This is a genomic window from Terriglobales bacterium, assembly GCA_035487355.1.
Classification (GTDB): Bacteria; Acidobacteriota; Terriglobia; order Terriglobales; family Acidobacteriaceae; genus QIAW01.
In genome coordinates this window covers 26,013-43,970 of sequence record DATHMF010000008.1, presented here as the reverse complement: position 1 = coordinate 43,970, position 17,958 = coordinate 26,013, and the positions used below count along the sequence as shown (strand labels likewise).

The following is a 17,958-nucleotide window of genomic DNA, read 5'->3' as shown; positions in this document are numbered from 1 at the left end:
CGAAGGCAATACCGTGATCGAACCGCGTTGCAGGGCCAAAGTGAAAACCCCATGCGAGGCGACGGCCCGATCAATTTCGTTGGAATAGTCGTATTTGTTGCCCCAGGGAATGTTGAAACCGTCTACGGTTTGCCCGATTTTAGTCCAGTCCCACCCTCCCATCCAGGAAGCCATAAGTCCGCAGGCGATGATCATAAAGACCAGAAAGCCTCCTCCGAACCCAATACTGGGAGCCTGGTAACCCTGGCGGCGAGCCATCGTATGTTCAACCAGCTTGATGAGGCCCCAAAGAATCAGCAGCAGCGGCCAGTAATGGGCAAACCAGATTCCCAAGCTGGGCCAGGTGATGACTCGCATGTTTCCCAGAAGAAAGATCACGCCGAGCGAAATCAGAACTATGGGGCCGGCAAAGCTGCGGCGGCGTGAAGGAATGCCGGGAACAGGTTCGCTAGCCATGGGTGACCTCGTTTTCTGAGGAAGACGTAGCCGGGCTGCCGGGCGGCGGTGGAACCGAAGGAGCGCCGTATGGAATGTGTCCCGCGCGCGAACCGGTGATCTGGAGGAATTTCAACACTCCGACCACAATCAGAATAAGTGGCCAGCTCTCTTTCCAACCGACGGGAGTAAATTCAGACAACATGCCCATTACGCCAATCGTAACCAGGATTGTCGGCCCCATAAGGGAGACCGCGGTGCAAGCAACGCAGCGGCAAGCGGCTCTTTGGGTTCGTTGCCAGATGAGCCATCCGCCAATTCCTATCAGGACTACGGGCCACAGCTTTCCGAAATGATGGAAAAGGGGCACTCCCATGGTATGCAACAGAAACAGAACGCCCAGCCCAATCAGCACAATGGGGCCTATGGGCATGTTTCGGCTTCGGGTTGCATCAATCAGCGGCGGAGCGGAAAACGCTGGGGCCGGGGCGGAAGAAGAAGAAGGTGCTCCGAAACCAAAGATATCCTGTATCGGCCGGCCTTCCTGCTTGGCCTTGGCGATCTGGTAGGAATCGAAGATCATGTAAAAGCACCAGAAGCCAATCAGGATCCCGAACAGACCGTTGACTTCGCTGGTAGCGACGATCAGAGTGGCAAAGACCGCAACGTGAATGAATGCCCTCATGAACTCGCCGCAATACATTGCCCCCACGCCGGGAATGAAGCCCAGAACAAAAGCAACACCCGGATGAGGAGCATTGGGATTCACGACCCCAGTCGCGGCTGGCGCGCTTTGCACACGAGAGGCAAGGCAATCCTCGCAGTAGATGATGCCGTGCACCTCGCGTTTGCAGCTTTCGCAGAGCGGTTTGCCGCAGGTGCGGCAGTAGGCTACGGCTGGAGTCTGTTGATGGATGGCGCAGTTCATGCTGTCCTCCTGTTTCGTTGCATTAAGAAATAGGGGGAGCGCAAAAGATGGGGCGTGTAAGACGCCAGCACGGCATTGCTGCCCTGCTGGGCTTGATTTTCTTCTTCCTGCTTAGGGTCGGGTTGCACACTGATGTCCTTATTGTTCTTTTCTTTCTTGTCTTTTTCCTGGTCCTGGCGCTGCTGCGGTTCCGGCTGGATGTTTTCCTCGGGCAGCATGCTCCGGAGCTCGCGCATGCGGGCCTGCAGCTCATAGACAAAGCGCATGCTGTCGTAATACCTCACTACGCGGGTCTTGGTTGCGTAATAACTGTGCTCGGCCTGGCTGCGGAGGGCACCGGGACGCAAATCCATATGAGTGAAGTCAACCCCTGCCAGATTCAGCATTAAAGCAATGGAGAAAAACGCCATGGCGAAGGTTGCGCCGAAGCGTGGCTGCAGCATAGGCCTCACCACGGGGCGCAGCCATGCCTGCAGCCGCTGGGTCCAGGATTGCGATACCCGGACCTGAGCTGGAGTCGAGGCCGGCTCGACGCCGGTCGTGGCCACGAGAATGTTGTGGATCAAATGGACCGGTGGTTCTTCCGGGTCGAGCGACCGCACCCACTGATACCCTGCCGTGGCCTCGGCGAATGAAGACGCGCAGATGACACATGTGCCTGCATGTGCCCGGAAGTTCTGCATATGACCTTCCTCGAGCGAGCCTTCCACGGCCTCGGTCAGCAGAGCTTCGAATTCTGCGCATTGCATGCCGTATTGCTGGTTTTGGTTCATCCTATACCTGCTTATATGTACGTTGTAAAAGGCGCCCAAGTTCCGTGCGCCCGCGATTAATCCTGGATTTCACGGTCCCCTCAGGAACCTTTAAAACAGCGGCTATTTCTCGGTAGTCCAGCTCCTCGAGGTCACGCAAGATTACCGCCTCGCGCAGCTCGGGTGAGAGCTTAGCCAGCCCCTGCTGCACCACCTTTTGCGTGTCTTTGCGCCGCATGTGCGACTCCGGACTGGGGGTCGAATCCTGCAGCCTCTCGCCCAGGGTCGGTGCCTCCTCATTGCCGGAGGGAGCAGCTTCCAGCGAATCGGTAAGCCGGTCGCTCTTGCGGGAGCGGTAATGATCTACCAGGAGGTTGCGGGTCACGGTCGTAATCCAGGTCGTAAACGCTCCCCTAGTCCCGTCATAGGTCTTCAGAGTCCGGTAAATCTTGATGAAGACTTCCTGGGCGATATCCTGAGCATCCTCGTAAGAGCCGGTGAAACGATAACAGATGTTATAGATTCTGCGGCTATGGAGTTGCACAATTTCCGCCCAGGCGGCGGCATCGCCGGCGAGACAACGGCGGAGCAGGGCAGCGGATTGTTGCTGCTCATCGTGCCCCCCCGCACTCGAAGATTGAGTCGGTACAGCCAGCCTCGTCTCCTGCACCTCTGAGTTCGCCCGAACTGCAGGCGCCCGTATTACTCGGATTGGCGCGAAACTAGCCACCCCAGCTTGTAATACGAAAAATCCTGACGGATTGTTCCTGATTCCAAAGGATTGTAGCAAGTTGAGCCCGCTTAAGATTCACCACAGAGGCACAGAGAAAACCAATGCCCCGGGAGGGGTGACACCAACTGCGGAGACGCAGCATGCTACATCTCTAACCCTAGTTGGACCCCGCCGAGACACGCAGCTTTTCTGCGATGATGCGGTCCACTTGCTCCATTACTTGCTCGATGGTGAGATTGGTGGAATCAATGATCACGGCGTCAGGAGCGGGGACCAGGGGAGAGTTGGCGCGGGAGCGGTCGCGCTCATCCCGCTCGCGCATCTCGGCAACCACCGCGGCCGCTTTTTTTTGCGCAGCTTCAGTCGGAACTGCCGAAGGTGCAGGAGAGGCCACCGGCCCTTGCTGGCGAAAGCGTCTTTCGCCACGGACCTCAGGTGCCGCATCAAGAAAAATCTTTACGGCGGCATCGGGAAAGACTTTTGTGCCGATATCGCGGCCTTCCATCACCACTCCGCCGGCCAGGCCCATCTCGCGCTGGCGGCTTACCATCCACTCCCGCACGCCGGGATGAATCGAAACCTGCGAGGCCGCCTCAGTAACATCACGCTCGCGTATTCGCCGTGTAACATCCTGGCCATCCAGCAGCACGCGGTTGCCATCAAGGGTAGGCTCCAGATCAATATGCGACTTCTGGGCCAATGCGACCAGTTCGGGCCCTTCGTCGAAGCCCACATCCGACTCGACAGCTTTCAAAGCCAGCGCGCGGTACATAGCGCCGGTCTCAATATTCACGTATCCCAACTGGCGGGCGAGTCTAGAGGCGATGGTGCTCTTGCCCGCACCGGCGGGGCCATCAATCGCGATGATAAGTTTTTTGACGCTCATGGGAAAATGGGCAGCCCTATAGTTTAACGGCTTCGCACCAAATTGCGCTGCTGGCGCGGCTCCACCGGAGGCGTGTTCTGGATCAAGGTTCGCCGGCCAGTCTGCACAAAGCTGAATTGCCGAGCAGCCAGAAGGGCATGGATGGCCTCCTTCACGCGGGAGCGGGCCACCAGCGGCTGGAAAAAAGCTTCGATCTCACCCTGCTCGGCGGCAACCACCGCATCCAAGTATTTGGAAAGCAATGCCGAAAGACCTTCTGCCACCGAAAGCTGTATTCCTTCTTTCACCGCATCCGGCGACCAGCGATAGAGGACGTCCCACAGAACACCCTCTTCGGGGCGGTAATCCACGCGGGTAATGCGCAGGCGCGACCATAGCTCCATCAGCGAGCGATCGAGCGCCGCCTCTGAAGGAGCGCCGCCCAGAACCTCTCCCAGCCGACGCCAGGAAATCGGCCCCTCGCGCTGAATTACCATGAAGGCATCCTGGGTCAGCGGAGAATTACTCCGCCCGGCAGCATCGTCTTTCAAATCTTTCCTGGGATTGCGGTCGCCCACCAGCGCATAAAAATAGGGGAAGGTCTGCGCCGAAAGCAAGAGAGTTCCCTCACCCGCAATGTTGACCTCATAGGCCAGGCGCTGGCGCAAAAGACGCACCATCAGTTCGCGCGCTTCGGCCACGCGGGGATCTTTGTATGCCTGCTGCGCAGTCGGCAAATCCTGGTCGCTGCCGGTGTATGCCCCCAAAAACGTCGGCGCCAAGAGCGGGGGGCGGACCGGGTGCACAAGACAGAGCCCTACCGAATTCACGAATTCAGCAGCATCTTCCAGCGTGCGAGCAGGACGCCCAATGCGCCACTTGCTTCGGCGTTGCTCTTGGATTTCGACTTCAGTCATTAGTAGTTCTCGGTTCTCAGTTGCCGGTTAATCAGGAGACGTAGCAAGCTACGTCTCTACCCTAAATCCTTTTGAATGCCTTTTGGATGTCCCTTACAGAATACCGCAGTACTACCGGACGTCCGTGTGGACAAGACATAGGACACTGTGTCTTGCTCAATTCAGAGATGAGCCACTCCATCTTGGAGTGCTCCAGGGGCATGTTCACTTTGATGGCAGCGTGGCAGGCGATGGAAGCCGCAATTTCGCCGCGCAACTTTTCCAAATTGATGGATTGATCCTCTTTTTCCAAGTGATCAAGCAGCTCGTGCAGCAGGCGCTCGACGTCGGCAGGATCAATCCCGCCGGGCGCAGCCTTCACGGCGATTGTCCCTGCGCCGAAAGGCTCGACTTCAAATCCGTTGCGCCGAAGTTCATCGCTGATCTCGGCAAAAACCGCCTGCTGGCCTGCAGTAAGCTCCACAATCAGCGGCATCAGCAGGCGCTGGCTCTCCACGTGCCGCGTCTCCCGCTGCCGCAGGATGCGCTCAAAGAGCACGCGCTCGTGCGCGACGTGCTGGTCAATAATCCACAGACCGCTGGGATCGGCGGCAATGATAAACGAATCACGAATCTGGCCCAGGGGCTTGAGATTCCCCAGAGCAATAGGCCCTTCGTTCTGGCCCGGCGCGACTTCTCTCTCTGTAACAGCAATACCGCTACACCATGAAGATCCGTTGCGCGTCTCCAAAACCAGCCCCGCCGGTCCAGGCGCCAACATTGACGCTGCCGCATTGGCGTCAATCGAGATCCCTTCTTGAAATGAAAAACTCTCATTGCGCGGTGGCAGAGTGGGCGCTTGTAAGACAAAATCGCTGCTCTGGGCGGTCTCGGCATTCGCGGCGAGGTCCGATTCTGAACCGGCAGGAGCAATACCCTGCGTAAGCGCCTGGCGTGCCGTTGGCTGGGTATGAATCTCGCGCGTGAACTGCGGCACAGGCCGGGCCTGCATCAGGGCCGCCCGCAGCGAGTCGCGTATAAAATCATGCACGGTCGAACCCTGCCGGAAGCGGACCTCGGTCTTGGAAGGATGCACGTTCACATCCACCTCTTCGCCGGGCAGCTCCAGGAAGAGCAGAACTACAGGAAAAACCGTCGGCGGGATAACGTTGCGGTAGGCCTCGGTGATAGCGTGCTGCACCACGCGGTCACGAATCAACCGCCGATTCACAAAAATAAAAATCGAATTGCGATTGAGCTTCTGAACCTCAGGTTTGCTTACAAATCCATGCAACTTAAGCTCCCCTGGAACGGGCGCCTGATAATCTTCGTCGCGCTTCCAGGGCGGAGGTTGGGGCAGGCCAACATGCTCCAGCCGTAGCTCTGCCGAAACCGGGATAAGCTGATCGAGAATCTCTTTCCCAAAAACCTGAAAGACCCGCTCAGAGTGCCCGGCAACCGGCGGCGCCACCAGCATGGCATTCGACATGGAATGCAATTCAAAGTGCATCTCGGGATGCGCCAGCGCATAGTGCGTGACCAGCGAGGCAATATGCGAGAGCTCGGTGGACTCGGCTTTCAGAAATTTACGGCGGGCTGGAATGTTGAAGAACAGATCGCGGACGGTGATGGTGGTACCGGATGGCAGTCCGGCATCTTCCACGCGCTGCATCTTGCCACCGTTAATTTCAATGAGCGTTCCGCTGCTCTCATCGGCGGCGCGGGTTTCCAGCAGCAGCCGCGACACTGAGGCGATGGAAGGCAGCGCCTCGCCGCGGAAGCCGAGGGTCGCAATATTCAACAAATCGTCAGCATTCTTGATCTTGGAGGTGGCATGGCGTTCAAAGGCCAGCAAGGCATCGTCGCGTACCATGCCGCAGCCGTCGTCGGTGATCTGAATCAGCTTTCTGCCGCCCGCCTCAACCTGCACCTTGATGCGGCGCGCGCCGGCATCGAGCGAGTTCTCGAGCAACTCCTTGACCACCGAGGCCGGGCGTTCCACCACTTCACCTGCGGCAATCTTGTTGGCAACGTGCTCAGGCAGAACATGAATGCGCGCCATCTTGTGATTGATTGTAAACGCTGAGGAAACCAGTGGCGATTGTTTCAACGAGCAGGCTTGCGGATTTCCCGGTATTCGAAATTGGGCTTGATGCTTTGATTGACAAAGGTTCCCTTGGAATCGGCGTCACAGAATTGCTGATAGGTTGCAGGCGGCACGCGGTAGTAGTGGTAAATGCTCCCGTTGGTGAATTCGATTTCAAGAATCAGCAGCTCTGTATCGTATGCCGCAGAGCGGATGGCGCGGGAGTCTATGGGCAGGCGTTTCATGCGGCATGTAGCCTATGTTTCAGTTGTTTTCAGCGTAGACCCTTGTTTTTTAATGTCAAACCTATGGAAAAATAATCCACGTGCAGAACGGTTCTTGTCTGGGTTACGGCTACTGTACAGCACGAACACCAGCGGCTCTGGTTGATGGCCGCTCAGATCGTACTCCATTCCACCTCTGCGTTCGCGGCTTTGGTCAAGGAACTCATAACGAATCAGCAGCCGGCCGTTGGCAGTCGCCGTGATGCTTTGTACAAGACCAAGAGTTAATAGCGCTCGCCGCAGGAACCATCGTTCATGACACCAGGTCGCAGCGGAACCTAAAAGTATGGCTCCGCCCATCACCGGAAGCACTAACGACCAAAACCCAAGATCTGATCTCAGCAGTTTTTCAAATGAAATTGGAGAGAGCAGCAGAATCACCGCCGCAAGCGACACCAACCACAAGGCTGCTACGAGAGACCAGCTTCGCACCAGCACCTCTCCATGAAAATACTGTGGAAATGCGCTGGCCTCGATCCGAAGATTAGAAAGGCTTGTAACTTGATCCTCTTCCGGGGCATCTCCTTCCCGCCCGGGAAGGTTGAATTGGAATTCAGGCATACGCGCCGGGAATGCCAAAAAACCTAACAATAGAAACATCAGGGAGAAAGTTGCAGTTATCAATATTCCGAGGCGCATCCTGTCTATGATCATGCAGGGGACAACGATGCATGAGTAACAGACAAGAGAAATCTTTGCCGTCTTATTCGGCTGCAGGTGCTGCAGCAACCGCCGAATGAGGAAAATAAGCAAGGTTCAGTTTTTCACCTTGATCCCCAGCTCTCGTAACTGCGCATCGCTGACCGGAGTAGGCGCGTCCACCATCATGTCTACCGCCTTGGCTGTTTTTGGGAATGGGATAACTTCACGCAAACTCTCGGCTCCGGCCAGAATCATGACTATGCGATCCAAGCCCAGTGCGATCCCCCCGTGCGGAGGCGTGCCGTACTCCAGCGCTTCAAGGAAAAAGCCGAAGCGTGATTTGGCCTCTTCCTCGCTCATGCCCAGCGCACTGAAGATTTGCTTCTGTACGTCCTGGCGGTGAATACGGATGGAGCCCGAGCCCAGCTCGGTGCCGTTCATGACAACGTCGTAGGCCAGGGCGCGCACCGAACCGAGATCCTTATGCGCCAGAACTTTTTCCATGTCGCGCTCGTGCGGCGAGGTAAAGGGATGATGCGCCGGCATCCAGCGCTGGCTTTCCTCCTCCCACTCAAACATGGGGAAATCGGTGACCCACAGCAGATGATAGGACTTGGGGTCTTTGAGATCACCGGCAAACGCCTTGTGGCGGTCGGCGTATTCTTCTGCCAGCCGCAGGCGAAATGCTCCGGCGGTCTTCAGCACGCCAGCAGTGCTGAGTTCCTGAACAGCGGACTTTCTACCGGCAACCACGACAACAAGATCACCGGAAGAACCCTTCGCTGCGGAGCGCAGTTTTTCTTCAACACCTGCAAACGACTTATCGAGCCGCTTCAGGTCGTCGAATAGATGGAGATTCACGTGTCCGCCCCAAAGCTTTTCGCGCGCCGTCTCACGGTCTTTGCGCGAAAGCTCGCCCACCGATGGGATGCGAATGGCCACGACCGGCAATTCGTCTGCAATATCGAGCGTCTGCATCATCTCCGGCGTGAAGCATTGCTTTACATCGGTCATGGCAGGCAGGCGCAGGTCGGGCTTATCAATGCCGTAGAGGCGGATAGCCTCGTCATAGGTCATGCGCTGGAAAGGCGTGGGCAGGTCAATGCCCGCAGCCTTAAAAGCGGCCTTCAAGAATCCTTCTACAACTTCGAAGACGCGTTCCTGCTGCGGGAAGGTCATCTCCAGGTCAATCTGGGTGAACTCGGGTTGGCGGTCGGCGCGCAGGTCTTCGTCACGGAAGCAGCGCACGATCTGGAAATATTTGTCGAAGCCCGAGATCATCAGGATCTGCTTAAACAACTGCGGCGATTGCGGCAGCGCATAGAACGACCCGGGATAGACCCGGCTGGGCACCAGATAGTCGCGCGCGCCCTCAGGCGTGGAGCGCGTCATAAACGGCGTCTCGATTTCGTAAAAACCCAGCCCGGCCAGATGATTGCGGATGGCCAGCGCGACCTTGTGCCGCAACTCGATGTTGGCTTGCATGGGCGTGCGGCGCAGGTCGAGATAGCGGTACTTCAGGCGGACCTCTTCGTTAGGTAATTGGGCCGCATCGGGCTCGCCGGGAAGAAAAGGCAGAACCTTGGATTCGTTCAACAGGCGAAGCTCGCGCGCCACAACTTCGACTTCACCGGTAGGGATATTTTTGTTGTAGGTGCTGGGATCGCGCTGCTTCACTTTGCCCAGCACCGCAATGACGTACTCCGAGCGCAGCCCGGACGCCTTCTCGTGCAGCGCAGCGTTGGCCTCGTGGTTAAAGACCACCTGGCTCACACCGCTACGGTCGCGGATATCAATGAAGATGAGGTTGCCCAGGTCGCGGCGGCGGTTGACCCAACCCATGAGCACAACTTCCTTGTCAGCATCTGCGGCGCGCAATGCCCCGCAGGTATGTGTACGTTGAAGATCGCCTAAAAAGTCCAGTTGCAAGCGTTTGTCCTGTACAGGAAATATCCGCTGGGAGGCGGAATTAGAGATTATATAAGGTCGGGGATGCGGCTCCGTCTGGGCTCAACCTATAAATGCGAGACAGCTCTCTCTGCAAGGTAAAGCTCGGCTTTTTCGTCTCGCTGGCTATTGATTGCGCCAAAAATCTGCAAATACAGGTTGCCTTTGCGCACCCAGACGCCATACTTGTCTACATTGATTGCGTCATCGCCAAGACCGGGAATCGGTTTCACGCTTTGGTCCCGCATGTAGTTTTTCTTCAGCTTCTCCCAACTCTCCGGGGTGGTTTCGTGGACGACGATAATAAGCTGATCCAGATCGGTTGCATTAACCGGCTTCAGGCTGCATTCCTCTATTCCTGTGCGCGGGTTGGTGCCGGAGTTCATGCTGGCCCCTTTGCCCAAGGCGGTTTCTACCTCCTCCTGTGTAATCAGAGAGCACGGCTTGGGAGGACCCGCCGGCCGCAGGTTCGCCGAGTTGGTCGAAGCTGAGTTAGGACCCGATTTGGAACAACTTGTTGTCAGCAGAACGAGTGCGCCTAAAACAGCGATCAAAAAGAAAAATAGCCGCTTTCGAGACATATACCCTCCGCAGGGGTCGCAAACAAAAAAGATAGATTCGAGCCAGTTTACGGCACAAACAAACTTCCGTCCTCTATTCTATCCGCGTACAGATTGAATTTTTGTGGCCAGACCTGCACGAGGAACTGTGATCTGTTCACCGGTAGCGAGATTCTTAAGCGCAAACTCGTTGGCTTTAATTTCATTCTCTCCTACGATCAGGGCAAAGCGTGCGCCGATCTTGCTGGCGGTTTCGAGCGATTTCTTCAGACGGAAGCTTTCATTCCCCAGCTCGACAATCACATCATGCTGGCGCAACTCGCGGGCCAGCCGGGCGGCCTCGCGGTCCATGCCTGCACCCAAGGGAGCGATGTAAACATCCGGCTTGGACGATACCGCTTCCGCCGACTCCTGAATGGCCATCACAAAGCGGTCTTCGCCAATGGCAAAGCCAATGCCTGGCGCGGGCGGGCCGCCCAGGTTCTCCGAGAGGCCGTCATAGCGGCCGCCGCCCAAGATTGCGTTTTGCGCTCCCAGTGCGCCGTGCGTGAACTCGAATGCCGTACGCGTGTAGTAATCAAGCCCGCGCACCAGGCGGCTGTTGAGCACAAACGGGACTTCGAGAGAGCGCAGGATATCCTGCACTGCCTGGAAGTGCGTGCGGCAACTTTCATCCAGGTAGTCACTCATGCGCGGCAGCTTTTCGATGATGGGCTGGTCTTCAGGCACCTTGCAGTCAAAGACCCGCAGAGGGTTGGTTTCGGCGCGCCGCTGGCAATCGCTGCACATGTTTTTCACCACATCGCGTAGAGCCTCTTGTAGCGCGGCAAAATACTTGGGCCGGCAATTGGCGTCGCCTACGGAGTTGAGTTGCAGCTCCCATCCGCTAATGCCCACGCGATCAAGCAGCGTAACCAGCATCTCAAGGACTTCGGCATCTACAGCAGGCGACTCACTTCCGGCAGCGGTAGGACCAATGACCTCGGCGCCAATCTGGTAGAACTGGCGATATCTTCCCTTCTGCGGGCGCTCGCGGCGAAACTGCGGGCCGATGTAAAACAGCTTTTGTAAGCCGGGCCGCTCCCACATCTTGTGCTCAATGTAAGCGCGCACAACACCGGCGGTATTTTCCGGACGCAGGGCCAGCCACTGCCCTTTTTCGCTCTCCGCGCGGGCGCGGTCCTCCCAGGCAAACATCTCTTTGGAGACAATATCGGTCTCTTCCCCCACCGAGCGTTTAAAAAGCTGCAGGTCTTCGATAATCGGCGTACGGATTTCGTGAAAGTTGTAGATGCGGAAAACATCGCGAGCAGCAGCCTCCACAAAATTCCACACCGCCGTCTCGGGCGGCAGCAGATCGCGGGTTCCACGAACTGATTTGATCATGCGCTCACACTCACACGTCGGGCATCCGACTCCGGATACGGATATTCCATACGCTCCGCGCTGGTACGCGCCACGCTCTCACCAAAATAGCGGGCGACGATGCGCAGTGCCATGTCAATTCCCGCGGAGATGCCTGCAGAAGTAATAACATTTTCCTCTTCCACCCAGTGAAATTCGCTCTCAACCTTCACCTGCGGGAAGCGTTTACGCATCATTTCCAGCGACGCCCAGTGGGTGGTAGCGCGAAGGCCATCCAGAAGATGCGCTTCAGCCAAGAGCAGCGATCCGGTGCAAACCGAACTCAGGGTCTGTACCTGCGGAGCGCGTTGCTTGATCCATGCAAGCAGCTTCGTATTGGAGATCTCCCGGCGCGTTCCCAAGCCACCGGGGACAACCAGGATATCCAGCGGCGGACAACTCTCTAAAGTGTAGTCAGGCAACACACGCATCTTGCCCGTGGTCACCACCGGCTGGTCGCGCTCGGCGATGAGCACGACTTGAAAAGGCGAAGGCTCCTCGAACCGTTTGCTTTCATCGAGCCGCGTAACTGAAAAGACTTCGAACGGGCCGCAGAAATCGAGCACCTCGACTTGATCGAATATCAGAATCCCGACTGTCTTCTGCTTTTCCATGGACCTAACCCTTCAGCCCTTACGCTCCCAGGCCTTGCATTCCTTCAGATACTGCTCTTTGTAATCAAGATAATTTTTGGCGTAGCGCAGAATCATCTCCCGATCGGTCTCGTCCAGCGACTTTCTGAACTTGCCCGGCACGCCCATCCACAGCGAGCGGGGCTCGACCACGGTGTTTTCCGGGATCACGGTCCCGGCGGCGATGATGCTGCCTTCGCCGATCCTGGCGTTATTCAGAATCACCGACCCCATACCGATGAGGCAGCGGTCGCCGACGGTGCATCCGTGCAGGGTCACAGAATGACCGATGGTGACCCAATCGCCGACGATCACCGAATGCTTGTTGCGCATGCCGTGCAGTACGCTGCAATCCTGCACGTTGGAGTTGGCCCCAATGCGGATGAAGTGAACATCGCCGCGCAGCACGGCGTTCATCCATACACTCGAGTTTTCGGCCAAAGTCACGTCACCAATGAGCTGCGCCGACTCATCCACATAGCATGAAGGATGAACCTGGGGAGCGATTCCTTGGTATGGTCTGATCATATGGATCCACTGTGAGGCAGGAGCCGAACTTATGAAAATAACATGCGCAACCCGAATGCCGCTAATGTTCGTTAGCCCAAAAACAAGTCTTGTTTGCGCTCTCGCTTCGCGGCTCATCTCCAAACTTGCCTTCAAAACCGTCAAAATGCCTTAAAAAATCGATGTTGTCAGGAACGGTCTTTCCGGGCCATCTCCTGCCCAAAATGGGCATCTCGGGGGATGGATAGCCGTCTCCCTTTTTGATCCTGGCGTTGCTGATTCTGCTTGACTTATGGCTCTAAGATTGCAATAACTGAGACTGTCCTACTGGGTAAGTTTGGGGGTGTTTTAGTTGGCAGAAGTTCGATTGCAAGAGGGCGAGTCTTTAGAGAATGCCCTCCGCCGCTTCAAGCGCAAGGTGCAGACCGAAGACATCATTAAAGAAGTCAAGCGCCACTCTTTCTACCTGAAGCCAGGTGAAAAGAAGCGTCTGAAACAAGCTCTCGCTCGTAAACGGAGCCGCAAAAAGGCCCGGAAAGAGCAGGAATAAAAAATCGGGGAAGGCCGTATGTAAAGCGAGCCTTCCCCTTTTTCCAGCGGTAAAGACAGTTCATAGCAGTCACGCATTTATTGATTTTGAGTAGTAAGCGCAGCTCCTCGGAGCGGCGTTGGGCCGAACCAAGGGAGCTTTGAAACTGGCGCTTTTTCTCATGAGGAAAAGGGCTGGTGGAACATAGGGGGAGGTCGGTCTTTCATGGAATTCCAGGACAAGACTCTCAAATGCATCGACTGCGGGGCTGATTTTGTTTTTACAGCCGGAGAACAACTTTTCTTTCACGATAAACAATTCAAAAACGAACCCAAGCGCTGCAAGATTTGCAAGAACAAGCGCCTGTCGCATGCAGGGCCCAGTTCAGGCCATCACGGCGGTTATCAGAAGGTGGAAACACGGGCTACTTGTTCGGGATGCGGCAAGGAAACCACGGTGCCGTTTAAACCGACCCAAGGACGTCCGGTATTTTGCCGCGAGTGCTTCCAGCAGCGGCGTACAGCGGCAGCAACCGCATAAAAACTTTTCTCTTCACCAAAACTCTGCCGGCCAGGTGTGAAGGTGGCTGTGTGTGAATCCGCCGCCGTTGGCTGACGAGAATCCTTATCCTGCCTTGCGCACAAAAGTCTCTTTGCGGGATTTTTGCTGTGCCGCAACCGCAGCTTTCACCGGCACCCGTCCCGACTTGCCCTTGGCGTCTTCATGCTGGATCAGCAGGGATTCGATCTGGCGCAATAGATCATCGGTTCCCACCGGTTTGACCAGCAATGAATGCGCACCGGCATTCTTCCAGTCGCTGCCCAGGGCAGGAAAGGCAGTAAGAATCGCGGTTGCCGGATTGTAGCGCTGCTTGCGGGCGGCGCGGATGACATCGTAACCGGCAGTTTCCGTTTCCATCCGCATATCGGTAATGACCATGTGGAATTCGCGGGCTCGCAGTTTACCAGCAGCTTCTTTCGCCGAGGCGGCAGTTTCAACTTCAAACCCGTTCATTTCCAGGATTGCCTTCAGCGTCAGCAGGATTGCCAGTTCGTCATCAACTAAGAGAATGCGTCGTTTCATGGGGAAGCTCCTCAGGAAGATGAAATTGCGCTTGATCTGGACTGTGATGCAGGAATTACAACTCTGGTTGTGAAATGGAAATTCTAGGCAAAACAGCCGCAACATCGAAGCTGCAGTGCTTCTAATGATACTCCGGCGCATTCCAGTTTCATTACAATTTTAAGAAAAATCAAAAATATATCTTGCGCCCGATTTCCTTATAATCAAACGTAATGCCGGGAAAGTTCTTTGTGCAAAATTTCGGATGCCGGGCCACGCAGGCCGATGGGGCCGCCATTGAGCGCAGCCTCGCACAGCGAGGCTTGTTTGCCGCCGAATCTATTAAAGAAGCTGAGGTGGTTGTGCTCAACACCTGCACGGTCACGGCCGCTGCCGATGCCGATGCCCGCGCCGCCATTCGCCGCATTCATCGTGACAATCCTGGCTGTGAAATCCTGGTGACGGGATGTTACGCTCAGCGCGCGCCGGAAGAAATTGCCTCCCTCGAAGGCGTGAGCAGGGTTGTGGGCAACTCCCATAAACACCAGATTGCCGACCTGATTGCTCCACCGCGACAGAACTTCTTCCCTTTGCAGGCCTTAGAGCCGCACAGCACCATTGCTGCTGCGTGCTCACCGACGTTGCAGTCTACGGTGTTGGTGGGTGACATCTTCGCACACACTGACTTTCTGGCAGCCCCGGTCTTCGATACGGATGCCACCGCGGGCTCTGCCCGAACCCGGCCCAACCTCAAGGTGCAAGACGGATGCGATAACCGCTGCTCCTTCTGCATCATTCCGTCGGTGCGCGGGCACAGCCGCTCGCTGCCGCTGGCAGAAGTCCTGCGTGAGGTAGAGGCTTTGGTGCGTGCCGGATACCGCGAGATGGTGATCTCTGGCATTAACCTGGGCCGCTGGGGCCATGACCTGACTCCTCAAGGCGATTTTGAAGAGCTGCTGCACAGCATTCTGGAGCACACCGCCATTGAAAAAATTCGCATCAGCTCGGTCGAACCCATGGATTGGAACAGCGAGCTCATTGACCTAGTGGCCTCGCACCCCCGCATTGCCCGTCACGCGCATGTGCCTCTGCAGTCCGGCAGCGACCGCACTTTGCGCATGATGCATCGCAAATATCGTCCATGGCACTATGCGGAGCGTGTGCTAAATATTCGTGAGCGGTCTTCGATGGCCGCGATTGGCGCAGACGTCATGGTGGGCTTCCCCGGAGAGACCGACGAACTTTTTGAAGAAAACCGGCAGTTCATCGCCTCGCTTCCCTTTACTTATCTGCACATTTTTACTTTTTCCGCGCGTCCGGGCACACCGGCTGCCACTATGCCTAATCAGGTACCGGCACATGTTGCACGTGAGCGTCACAAGATCTTGCGCGACCTGATTGCAGAGAAAAATCGAACCTTCCGCCAGTCATTTCTTGGCGCGAGCCTGCGCGCGATCACGCTCTCCACCCCCAGCGAAGACGAAGGCTGTACTGAAGCTTTGACCGATAATTTCATCAAGTTGCGGTTGAACGGGAATCACGGCGCCAATCAGTGGATTGATTCGAGAATTACGGCGCTGACGGAAGATGGGTTGCGAGGAGAAGCGACTCTCTTTTAGGCGACAGGGCCAGAGTCCTTGCTTTTCTCGGTGTCTCTGTGGTGAACTTTATTTTTGTTCCGGCTGAGTGCAACTATGTCCGCAGGCCACTCACAGAGAGAAGATTCCCTCCGGCTTTGCTATAATCGAAATTCCAGTTCAGATTCCTGGAGGGCTGCATAGATAAGCGATTTATCCGGATGAACGAACGCATTCGTGCCCGCGAGGTGCGAGTGATTGACGACGAGAGCGGACAGCTCGGAATCATGCCGCCTTTCGAGGCGATTAAAAAGGCGCGCGAGCGCGGCCTCGACCTGGTTGAAATTTCTCCGAACGCCGTCCCGCCGGTCTGCAAGATCATGGACTACGGCAAGTTCCTTTACGAGCAAGAGAAAAAGGAACGGGCGGCCAAGAAGAAGCAGAAGGTCATCACCGTCAAGGAAGTCAAGTTCAGCATCAACGTTGACGACCATGACTACGAGACCAAAAAGAACCACGTGCTGCGCTTCCTGGCCGAGGGCGACAAGGTAAAGGCCAGCCTGCGCTTCCGCGGGCGCGAAATGGCGCACCGCAATTTGGGTCGTGACATGATTGACCGGCTGATTCGTGATGTCAGCGAAAAAGCCGTGGTGGAATTTGCGCCGCGCATGGAAGGCAACACCATGCACGCCATCCTGGCGCCGAAGAAGGCTGAATCGATGCCTAAGCCGCCCAAGCCTCAAGCACCACAGCAGCCGCAGCAACAGTAGGAAGCCGTAAGGACTCCGAAGAATTTCTGGTTTTCAGAACTGGTTTCAGAATAAGCTGCAGAAAGTAATTGGTTGCAAGCTCGCCTTGCAGCGCGCAATTGTGCGCTGAGGCGAAGAATAATTTTTGAAGGAAAGTAAAAATGCCGAAACTCAAAACTCACAAAGGCGCCGCCAAGCGCTTTAAAAAGACGGCCACGGGCAAGATCAAGCGCGCGCATGCCATGTCGCGTCACATCCTGACCTCGAAGCCCACCAAGCGCAAGCGCCAGAACGATAAGAGCAAGCTGGTGGACCCGGCCGACGCACCTAAAATCAAGCGGATGATTCCGTATTAAAGAAGCAGTCAGCCGTCAGCATTCAGCACTCAGCCTCAGCTTAAAGAGGCAATCTCGGTAAATGCTGACGGTTATGCGGCCCGCTTCGGCCTTGGATACTATGTCTTGGCTGAATGCTGAGTGCTGAATGCTCTACGCGTGTGAAGAGGCATACCTTGCCTCCAGCCGCGAAAATTGAAGTAGAAAAAGGAGAAACACCATGCCCCGCGTAAAACGTGGAACCAAGCGCTGCGCGCGCCGCAAAAAGATATTAGAGCGCGCCAGCGGTTATTACCTCACAAAATCCAAGCTCTACCGCTCCGCCAAAGAGTCTGTAGAGCGCGCCCTCAAGTTTGCCTACTCCGGACGCAAGCAGAAAAAGCGCCAGTTCCGCTCCATCTGGATCGTGCGCATCGGCGCCGCCGCCAAACAGCACGGGCTCAGCTACAGCCGATTTATCAGCGGCCTGAAAAAGAGCGGAGTCGAACTGGACCGCAAGATCCTGGCGGATCTCGCAGTGAAAGATCCAGCCGGCTTTAAGGGCCTGGCCGAACAGGCGAAGAGCGCACTGGGGACATCGGCGGCTTAGATTCTTGAAGCAGCAGGGCACAGCCGGGGACGGTTGTGCCACACAAGCATTGCCATCCAAAATGCTTTGTTAAATTTTTAAATCGTGTGGTAGAGACGCAGCTTCGCTGCGTCTCTGTTTGGTGTGCCTATAGTTTATGGACACACCAAACAGAGAGACGTAGCAAGCTACGTCTCTACGAAGCTTTGTCGAGCAGCGACAACCCAGTCCCGCAAAGCGGGACGGATGAAAATAGCCCGCCGTTTCAACGGCGGGTAGGATAAAAAGATTCCTAAGTCCCCGCAGGGGACGACTGAATTTTCGGAAGCAAGTTAAGGTGAGCTACGTACACCGTTCCCAAACTCGAAGATTACTCGGCTGCTGCGCTCGATCGCGCTGCGGCCGAGCTGCAATCTGCGCTGCAGCAGGAAGCAGGTGCGGTCCAAACGGAAGCTGACCATAAGAAC

22 protein-coding genes are annotated in these 17,958 nt (G+C 56.2%); 6 read left to right on the top strand and 16 right to left on the bottom strand.

Translation table 11 applies throughout. The features are described from left to right. The 14 genes from VK738_01900 to VK738_01835 form a co-directional block, all read right to left on the bottom strand. A partial coding sequence (locus VK738_01900; GenBank protein ID HTD21375.1) for a DUF5668 domain-containing protein occupies positions 1 to 456 on the bottom strand: 456 nt, incomplete at its 3' end. Continuing rightward, positions 449 to 1,363 (bottom strand): DUF5668 domain-containing protein, encoded by a 915-nt coding sequence (locus VK738_01895; protein HTD21374.1) that lies wholly within the window; start codon positions 1,361 to 1,363, stop codon positions 449 to 451. The genes VK738_01895 and VK738_01900, both read right to left, overlap by 8 nt. Beyond that, positions 1,360 to 2,136: a hypothetical protein gene (locus VK738_01890; protein HTD21373.1), complete on the bottom strand. Its 777-nt coding sequence runs from the start codon at positions 2,134 to 2,136 to the stop codon at positions 1,360 to 1,362. Before VK738_01890 ends, VK738_01895 begins: the two co-directional genes overlap by 4 nt. A gap of 1 nt (position 2,137) precedes the next feature. Beyond that, on the bottom strand, positions 2,138 to 2,785 hold the full coding sequence (locus tag VK738_01885; GenBank protein ID HTD21372.1) for a sigma-70 family RNA polymerase sigma factor: 648 nt from the start codon (positions 2,783 to 2,785) through the stop codon (positions 2,138 to 2,140). 220 nt (positions 2,786 to 3,005) lie between these two features. Beyond that, the gene (cmk, locus tag VK738_01880; GenBank protein ID HTD21371.1) at positions 3,006 to 3,734 is read right to left on the bottom strand and encodes a (d)CMP kinase; all 729 of its coding nucleotides are present in this window, start codon (positions 3,732 to 3,734) and stop codon (positions 3,006 to 3,008) included. A gap of 23 nt (positions 3,735 to 3,757) precedes the next feature. Continuing rightward, positions 3,758 to 4,630 carry a hypothetical protein gene (locus VK738_01875; GenBank protein ID HTD21370.1) on the bottom strand — a complete coding sequence of 291 codons (873 nt, stop codon included), beginning with the start codon at positions 4,628 to 4,630 and terminating at the stop codon, positions 3,758 to 3,760. 61 nt (positions 4,631 to 4,691) lie between these two features. Further along, entirely contained in the window at positions 4,692 to 6,719 is a 2,028-nt protein-coding gene (mutL, locus tag VK738_01870; GenBank protein HTD21369.1) for a DNA mismatch repair endonuclease MutL, read from the bottom strand. Next, entirely contained in the window at positions 6,716 to 6,940 is a 225-nt protein-coding gene (locus VK738_01865) for a KTSC domain-containing protein (protein ID HTD21368.1), read from the bottom strand. The genes mutL and VK738_01865 overlap by 4 nt, the downstream gene beginning before the upstream one ends. 12 nt (positions 6,941 to 6,952) lie before the next feature. Further along, positions 6,953 to 7,618: a hypothetical protein gene (locus VK738_01860; protein HTD21367.1), complete on the bottom strand. Its 666-nt coding sequence runs from the start codon at positions 7,616 to 7,618 to the stop codon at positions 6,953 to 6,955. Between the two features lie 117 nt (positions 7,619 to 7,735). Next, positions 7,736 to 9,550, bottom strand: a complete 1,815-nt coding sequence (aspS, locus tag VK738_01855; protein HTD21366.1) for an aspartate--tRNA ligase — start codon at positions 9,548 to 9,550, stop codon at positions 7,736 to 7,738. A gap of 86 nt (positions 9,551 to 9,636) precedes the next feature. Beyond that, positions 9,637 to 10,149 (bottom strand): hypothetical protein, encoded by a 513-nt coding sequence (locus VK738_01850; protein ID HTD21365.1) that lies wholly within the window; start codon positions 10,147 to 10,149, stop codon positions 9,637 to 9,639. A 78-nt stretch (positions 10,150 to 10,227) separates the two neighbouring features. Next, positions 10,228 to 11,514, bottom strand: a complete 1,287-nt coding sequence (hisS, locus tag VK738_01845) for a histidine--tRNA ligase (GenBank protein HTD21364.1) — start codon at positions 11,512 to 11,514, stop codon at positions 10,228 to 10,230. After that, positions 11,511 to 12,146: a DJ-1/PfpI family protein gene (locus VK738_01840; GenBank protein HTD21363.1), complete on the bottom strand. Its 636-nt coding sequence runs from the start codon at positions 12,144 to 12,146 to the stop codon at positions 11,511 to 11,513. Before VK738_01840 ends, hisS begins: the two co-directional genes overlap by 4 nt. A gap of 12 nt (positions 12,147 to 12,158) precedes the next feature. Next, a complete protein-coding gene (locus tag VK738_01835) occupies positions 12,159 to 12,692 on the bottom strand; it encodes a gamma carbonic anhydrase family protein (protein ID HTD21362.1) in 534 nt (177 codons plus the stop codon). Between the two features lie 346 nt (positions 12,693 to 13,038). Here VK738_01835 and rpsU point away from each other — a divergent pair, with 346 nt between their 5' ends. Both rpsU and VK738_01825 read left to right on the top strand, forming a co-directional pair. Continuing rightward, positions 13,039 to 13,221 carry a 30S ribosomal protein S21 gene (gene rpsU, locus VK738_01830; GenBank protein ID HTD21361.1) on the top strand — a complete coding sequence of 61 codons (183 nt, stop codon included), beginning with the start codon at positions 13,039 to 13,041 and terminating at the stop codon, positions 13,219 to 13,221. A 204-nt stretch (positions 13,222 to 13,425) separates the two neighbouring features. Continuing rightward, complete coding sequence (locus VK738_01825; protein HTD21360.1) at positions 13,426 to 13,740, top strand: zinc-ribbon domain containing protein; 315 nt, start codon at positions 13,426 to 13,428, stop codon at positions 13,738 to 13,740. Positions 13,741 to 13,824: 84 nt separating this feature from the next. Here the strand turns inward: VK738_01825 and VK738_01820 are convergent, their stop codons facing one another. Continuing rightward, positions 13,825 to 14,283, bottom strand: coding sequence for a response regulator (locus VK738_01820; protein HTD21359.1), 459 nt, complete (start codon positions 14,281 to 14,283; stop codon positions 13,825 to 13,827). A 230-nt stretch (positions 14,284 to 14,513) separates the two neighbouring features. Between VK738_01820 and mtaB the strand changes: the two genes are divergently transcribed. The 4 genes from mtaB to rplT all read left to right on the top strand — a co-directional run bounded on the left by mtaB (position 14,514) and on the right by rplT (position 17,512). Next, the gene (gene mtaB, locus VK738_01815) at positions 14,514 to 15,881 is read left to right on the top strand and encodes a tRNA (N(6)-L-threonylcarbamoyladenosine(37)-C(2))-methylthiotransferase MtaB (GenBank protein HTD21358.1); all 1,368 of its coding nucleotides are present in this window, start codon (positions 14,514 to 14,516) and stop codon (positions 15,879 to 15,881) included. A 179-nt stretch (positions 15,882 to 16,060) separates the two neighbouring features. Further along, positions 16,061 to 16,609, top strand: coding sequence for a translation initiation factor IF-3 (gene infC / locus VK738_01810; protein ID HTD21357.1), 549 nt, complete (start codon positions 16,061 to 16,063; stop codon positions 16,607 to 16,609). Positions 16,610 to 16,749: 140 nt separating this feature from the next. Then, a complete protein-coding gene (gene rpmI, locus VK738_01805; protein ID HTD21356.1) occupies positions 16,750 to 16,944 on the top strand; it encodes a 50S ribosomal protein L35 in 195 nt (64 codons plus the stop codon). Between the two features lie 199 nt (positions 16,945 to 17,143). Then, the gene (gene rplT, locus VK738_01800; GenBank protein HTD21355.1) at positions 17,144 to 17,512 is read left to right on the top strand and encodes a 50S ribosomal protein L20; all 369 of its coding nucleotides are present in this window, start codon (positions 17,144 to 17,146) and stop codon (positions 17,510 to 17,512) included. Positions 17,513 to 17,823: 311 nt separating this feature from the next. Here rplT and VK738_01795 read toward each other — a convergent pair whose 3' ends face one another. Continuing rightward, positions 17,824 to 17,952, bottom strand: coding sequence for a hypothetical protein (locus VK738_01795; GenBank protein ID HTD21354.1), 129 nt, complete (start codon positions 17,950 to 17,952; stop codon positions 17,824 to 17,826). Between the last annotated feature and the right edge of the window lie 6 nt (positions 17,953 to 17,958).

Excerpts from the sequence above, each read along its gene's own strand:
- VK738_01895 (HTD21374.1), bottom strand. The coding sequence starts at position 1,363 with ATGAACTGCGCCATCCATCAACAGACTCCAGCCGTAGCCTACTGCCGC.
- VK738_01890 (HTD21373.1), bottom strand. The coding sequence starts at position 2,136 with ATGAACCAAAACCAGCAATACGGCATGCAATGCGCAGAATTCGAAGCT.
- cmk (HTD21371.1), bottom strand. The coding sequence starts at position 3,734 with ATGAGCGTCAAAAAACTTATCATCGCGATTGATGGCCCCGCCGGTGCG.
- VK738_01875 (HTD21370.1), bottom strand. The coding sequence starts at position 4,630 with ATGACTGAAGTCGAAATCCAAGAGCAACGCCGAAGCAAGTGGCGCATT.
- VK738_01865 (HTD21368.1), bottom strand. The coding sequence starts at position 6,940 with ATGAAACGCCTGCCCATAGACTCCCGCGCCATCCGCTCTGCGGCATAC.
- VK738_01860 (HTD21367.1), bottom strand. The coding sequence starts at position 7,618 with ATGCGCCTCGGAATATTGATAACTGCAACTTTCTCCCTGATGTTTCTA.
- VK738_01850 (HTD21365.1), bottom strand. The coding sequence starts at position 10,149 with ATGTCTCGAAAGCGGCTATTTTTCTTTTTGATCGCTGTTTTAGGCGCA.
- hisS (HTD21364.1), bottom strand. The coding sequence starts at position 11,514 with ATGATCAAATCAGTTCGTGGAACCCGCGATCTGCTGCCGCCCGAGACG.
- VK738_01840 (HTD21363.1), bottom strand. The coding sequence starts at position 12,146 with ATGGAAAAGCAGAAGACAGTCGGGATTCTGATATTCGATCAAGTCGAG.
- VK738_01835 (HTD21362.1), bottom strand. The coding sequence starts at position 12,692 with ATGATCAGACCATACCAAGGAATCGCTCCCCAGGTTCATCCTTCATGC.
- VK738_01825 (HTD21360.1), top strand. The coding sequence starts at position 13,426 with ATGGAATTCCAGGACAAGACTCTCAAATGCATCGACTGCGGGGCTGAT.
- VK738_01820 (HTD21359.1), bottom strand. The coding sequence starts at position 14,283 with ATGAAACGACGCATTCTCTTAGTTGATGACGAACTGGCAATCCTGCTG.
- infC (HTD21357.1), top strand. The coding sequence starts at position 16,061 with ATGAACGAACGCATTCGTGCCCGCGAGGTGCGAGTGATTGACGACGAG.
- rpmI (HTD21356.1), top strand. The coding sequence starts at position 16,750 with ATGCCGAAACTCAAAACTCACAAAGGCGCCGCCAAGCGCTTTAAAAAG.
- rplT (HTD21355.1), top strand. The coding sequence starts at position 17,144 with ATGCCCCGCGTAAAACGTGGAACCAAGCGCTGCGCGCGCCGCAAAAAG.
- VK738_01795 (HTD21354.1), bottom strand. The coding sequence starts at position 17,952 with ATGGTCAGCTTCCGTTTGGACCGCACCTGCTTCCTGCTGCAGCGCAGA.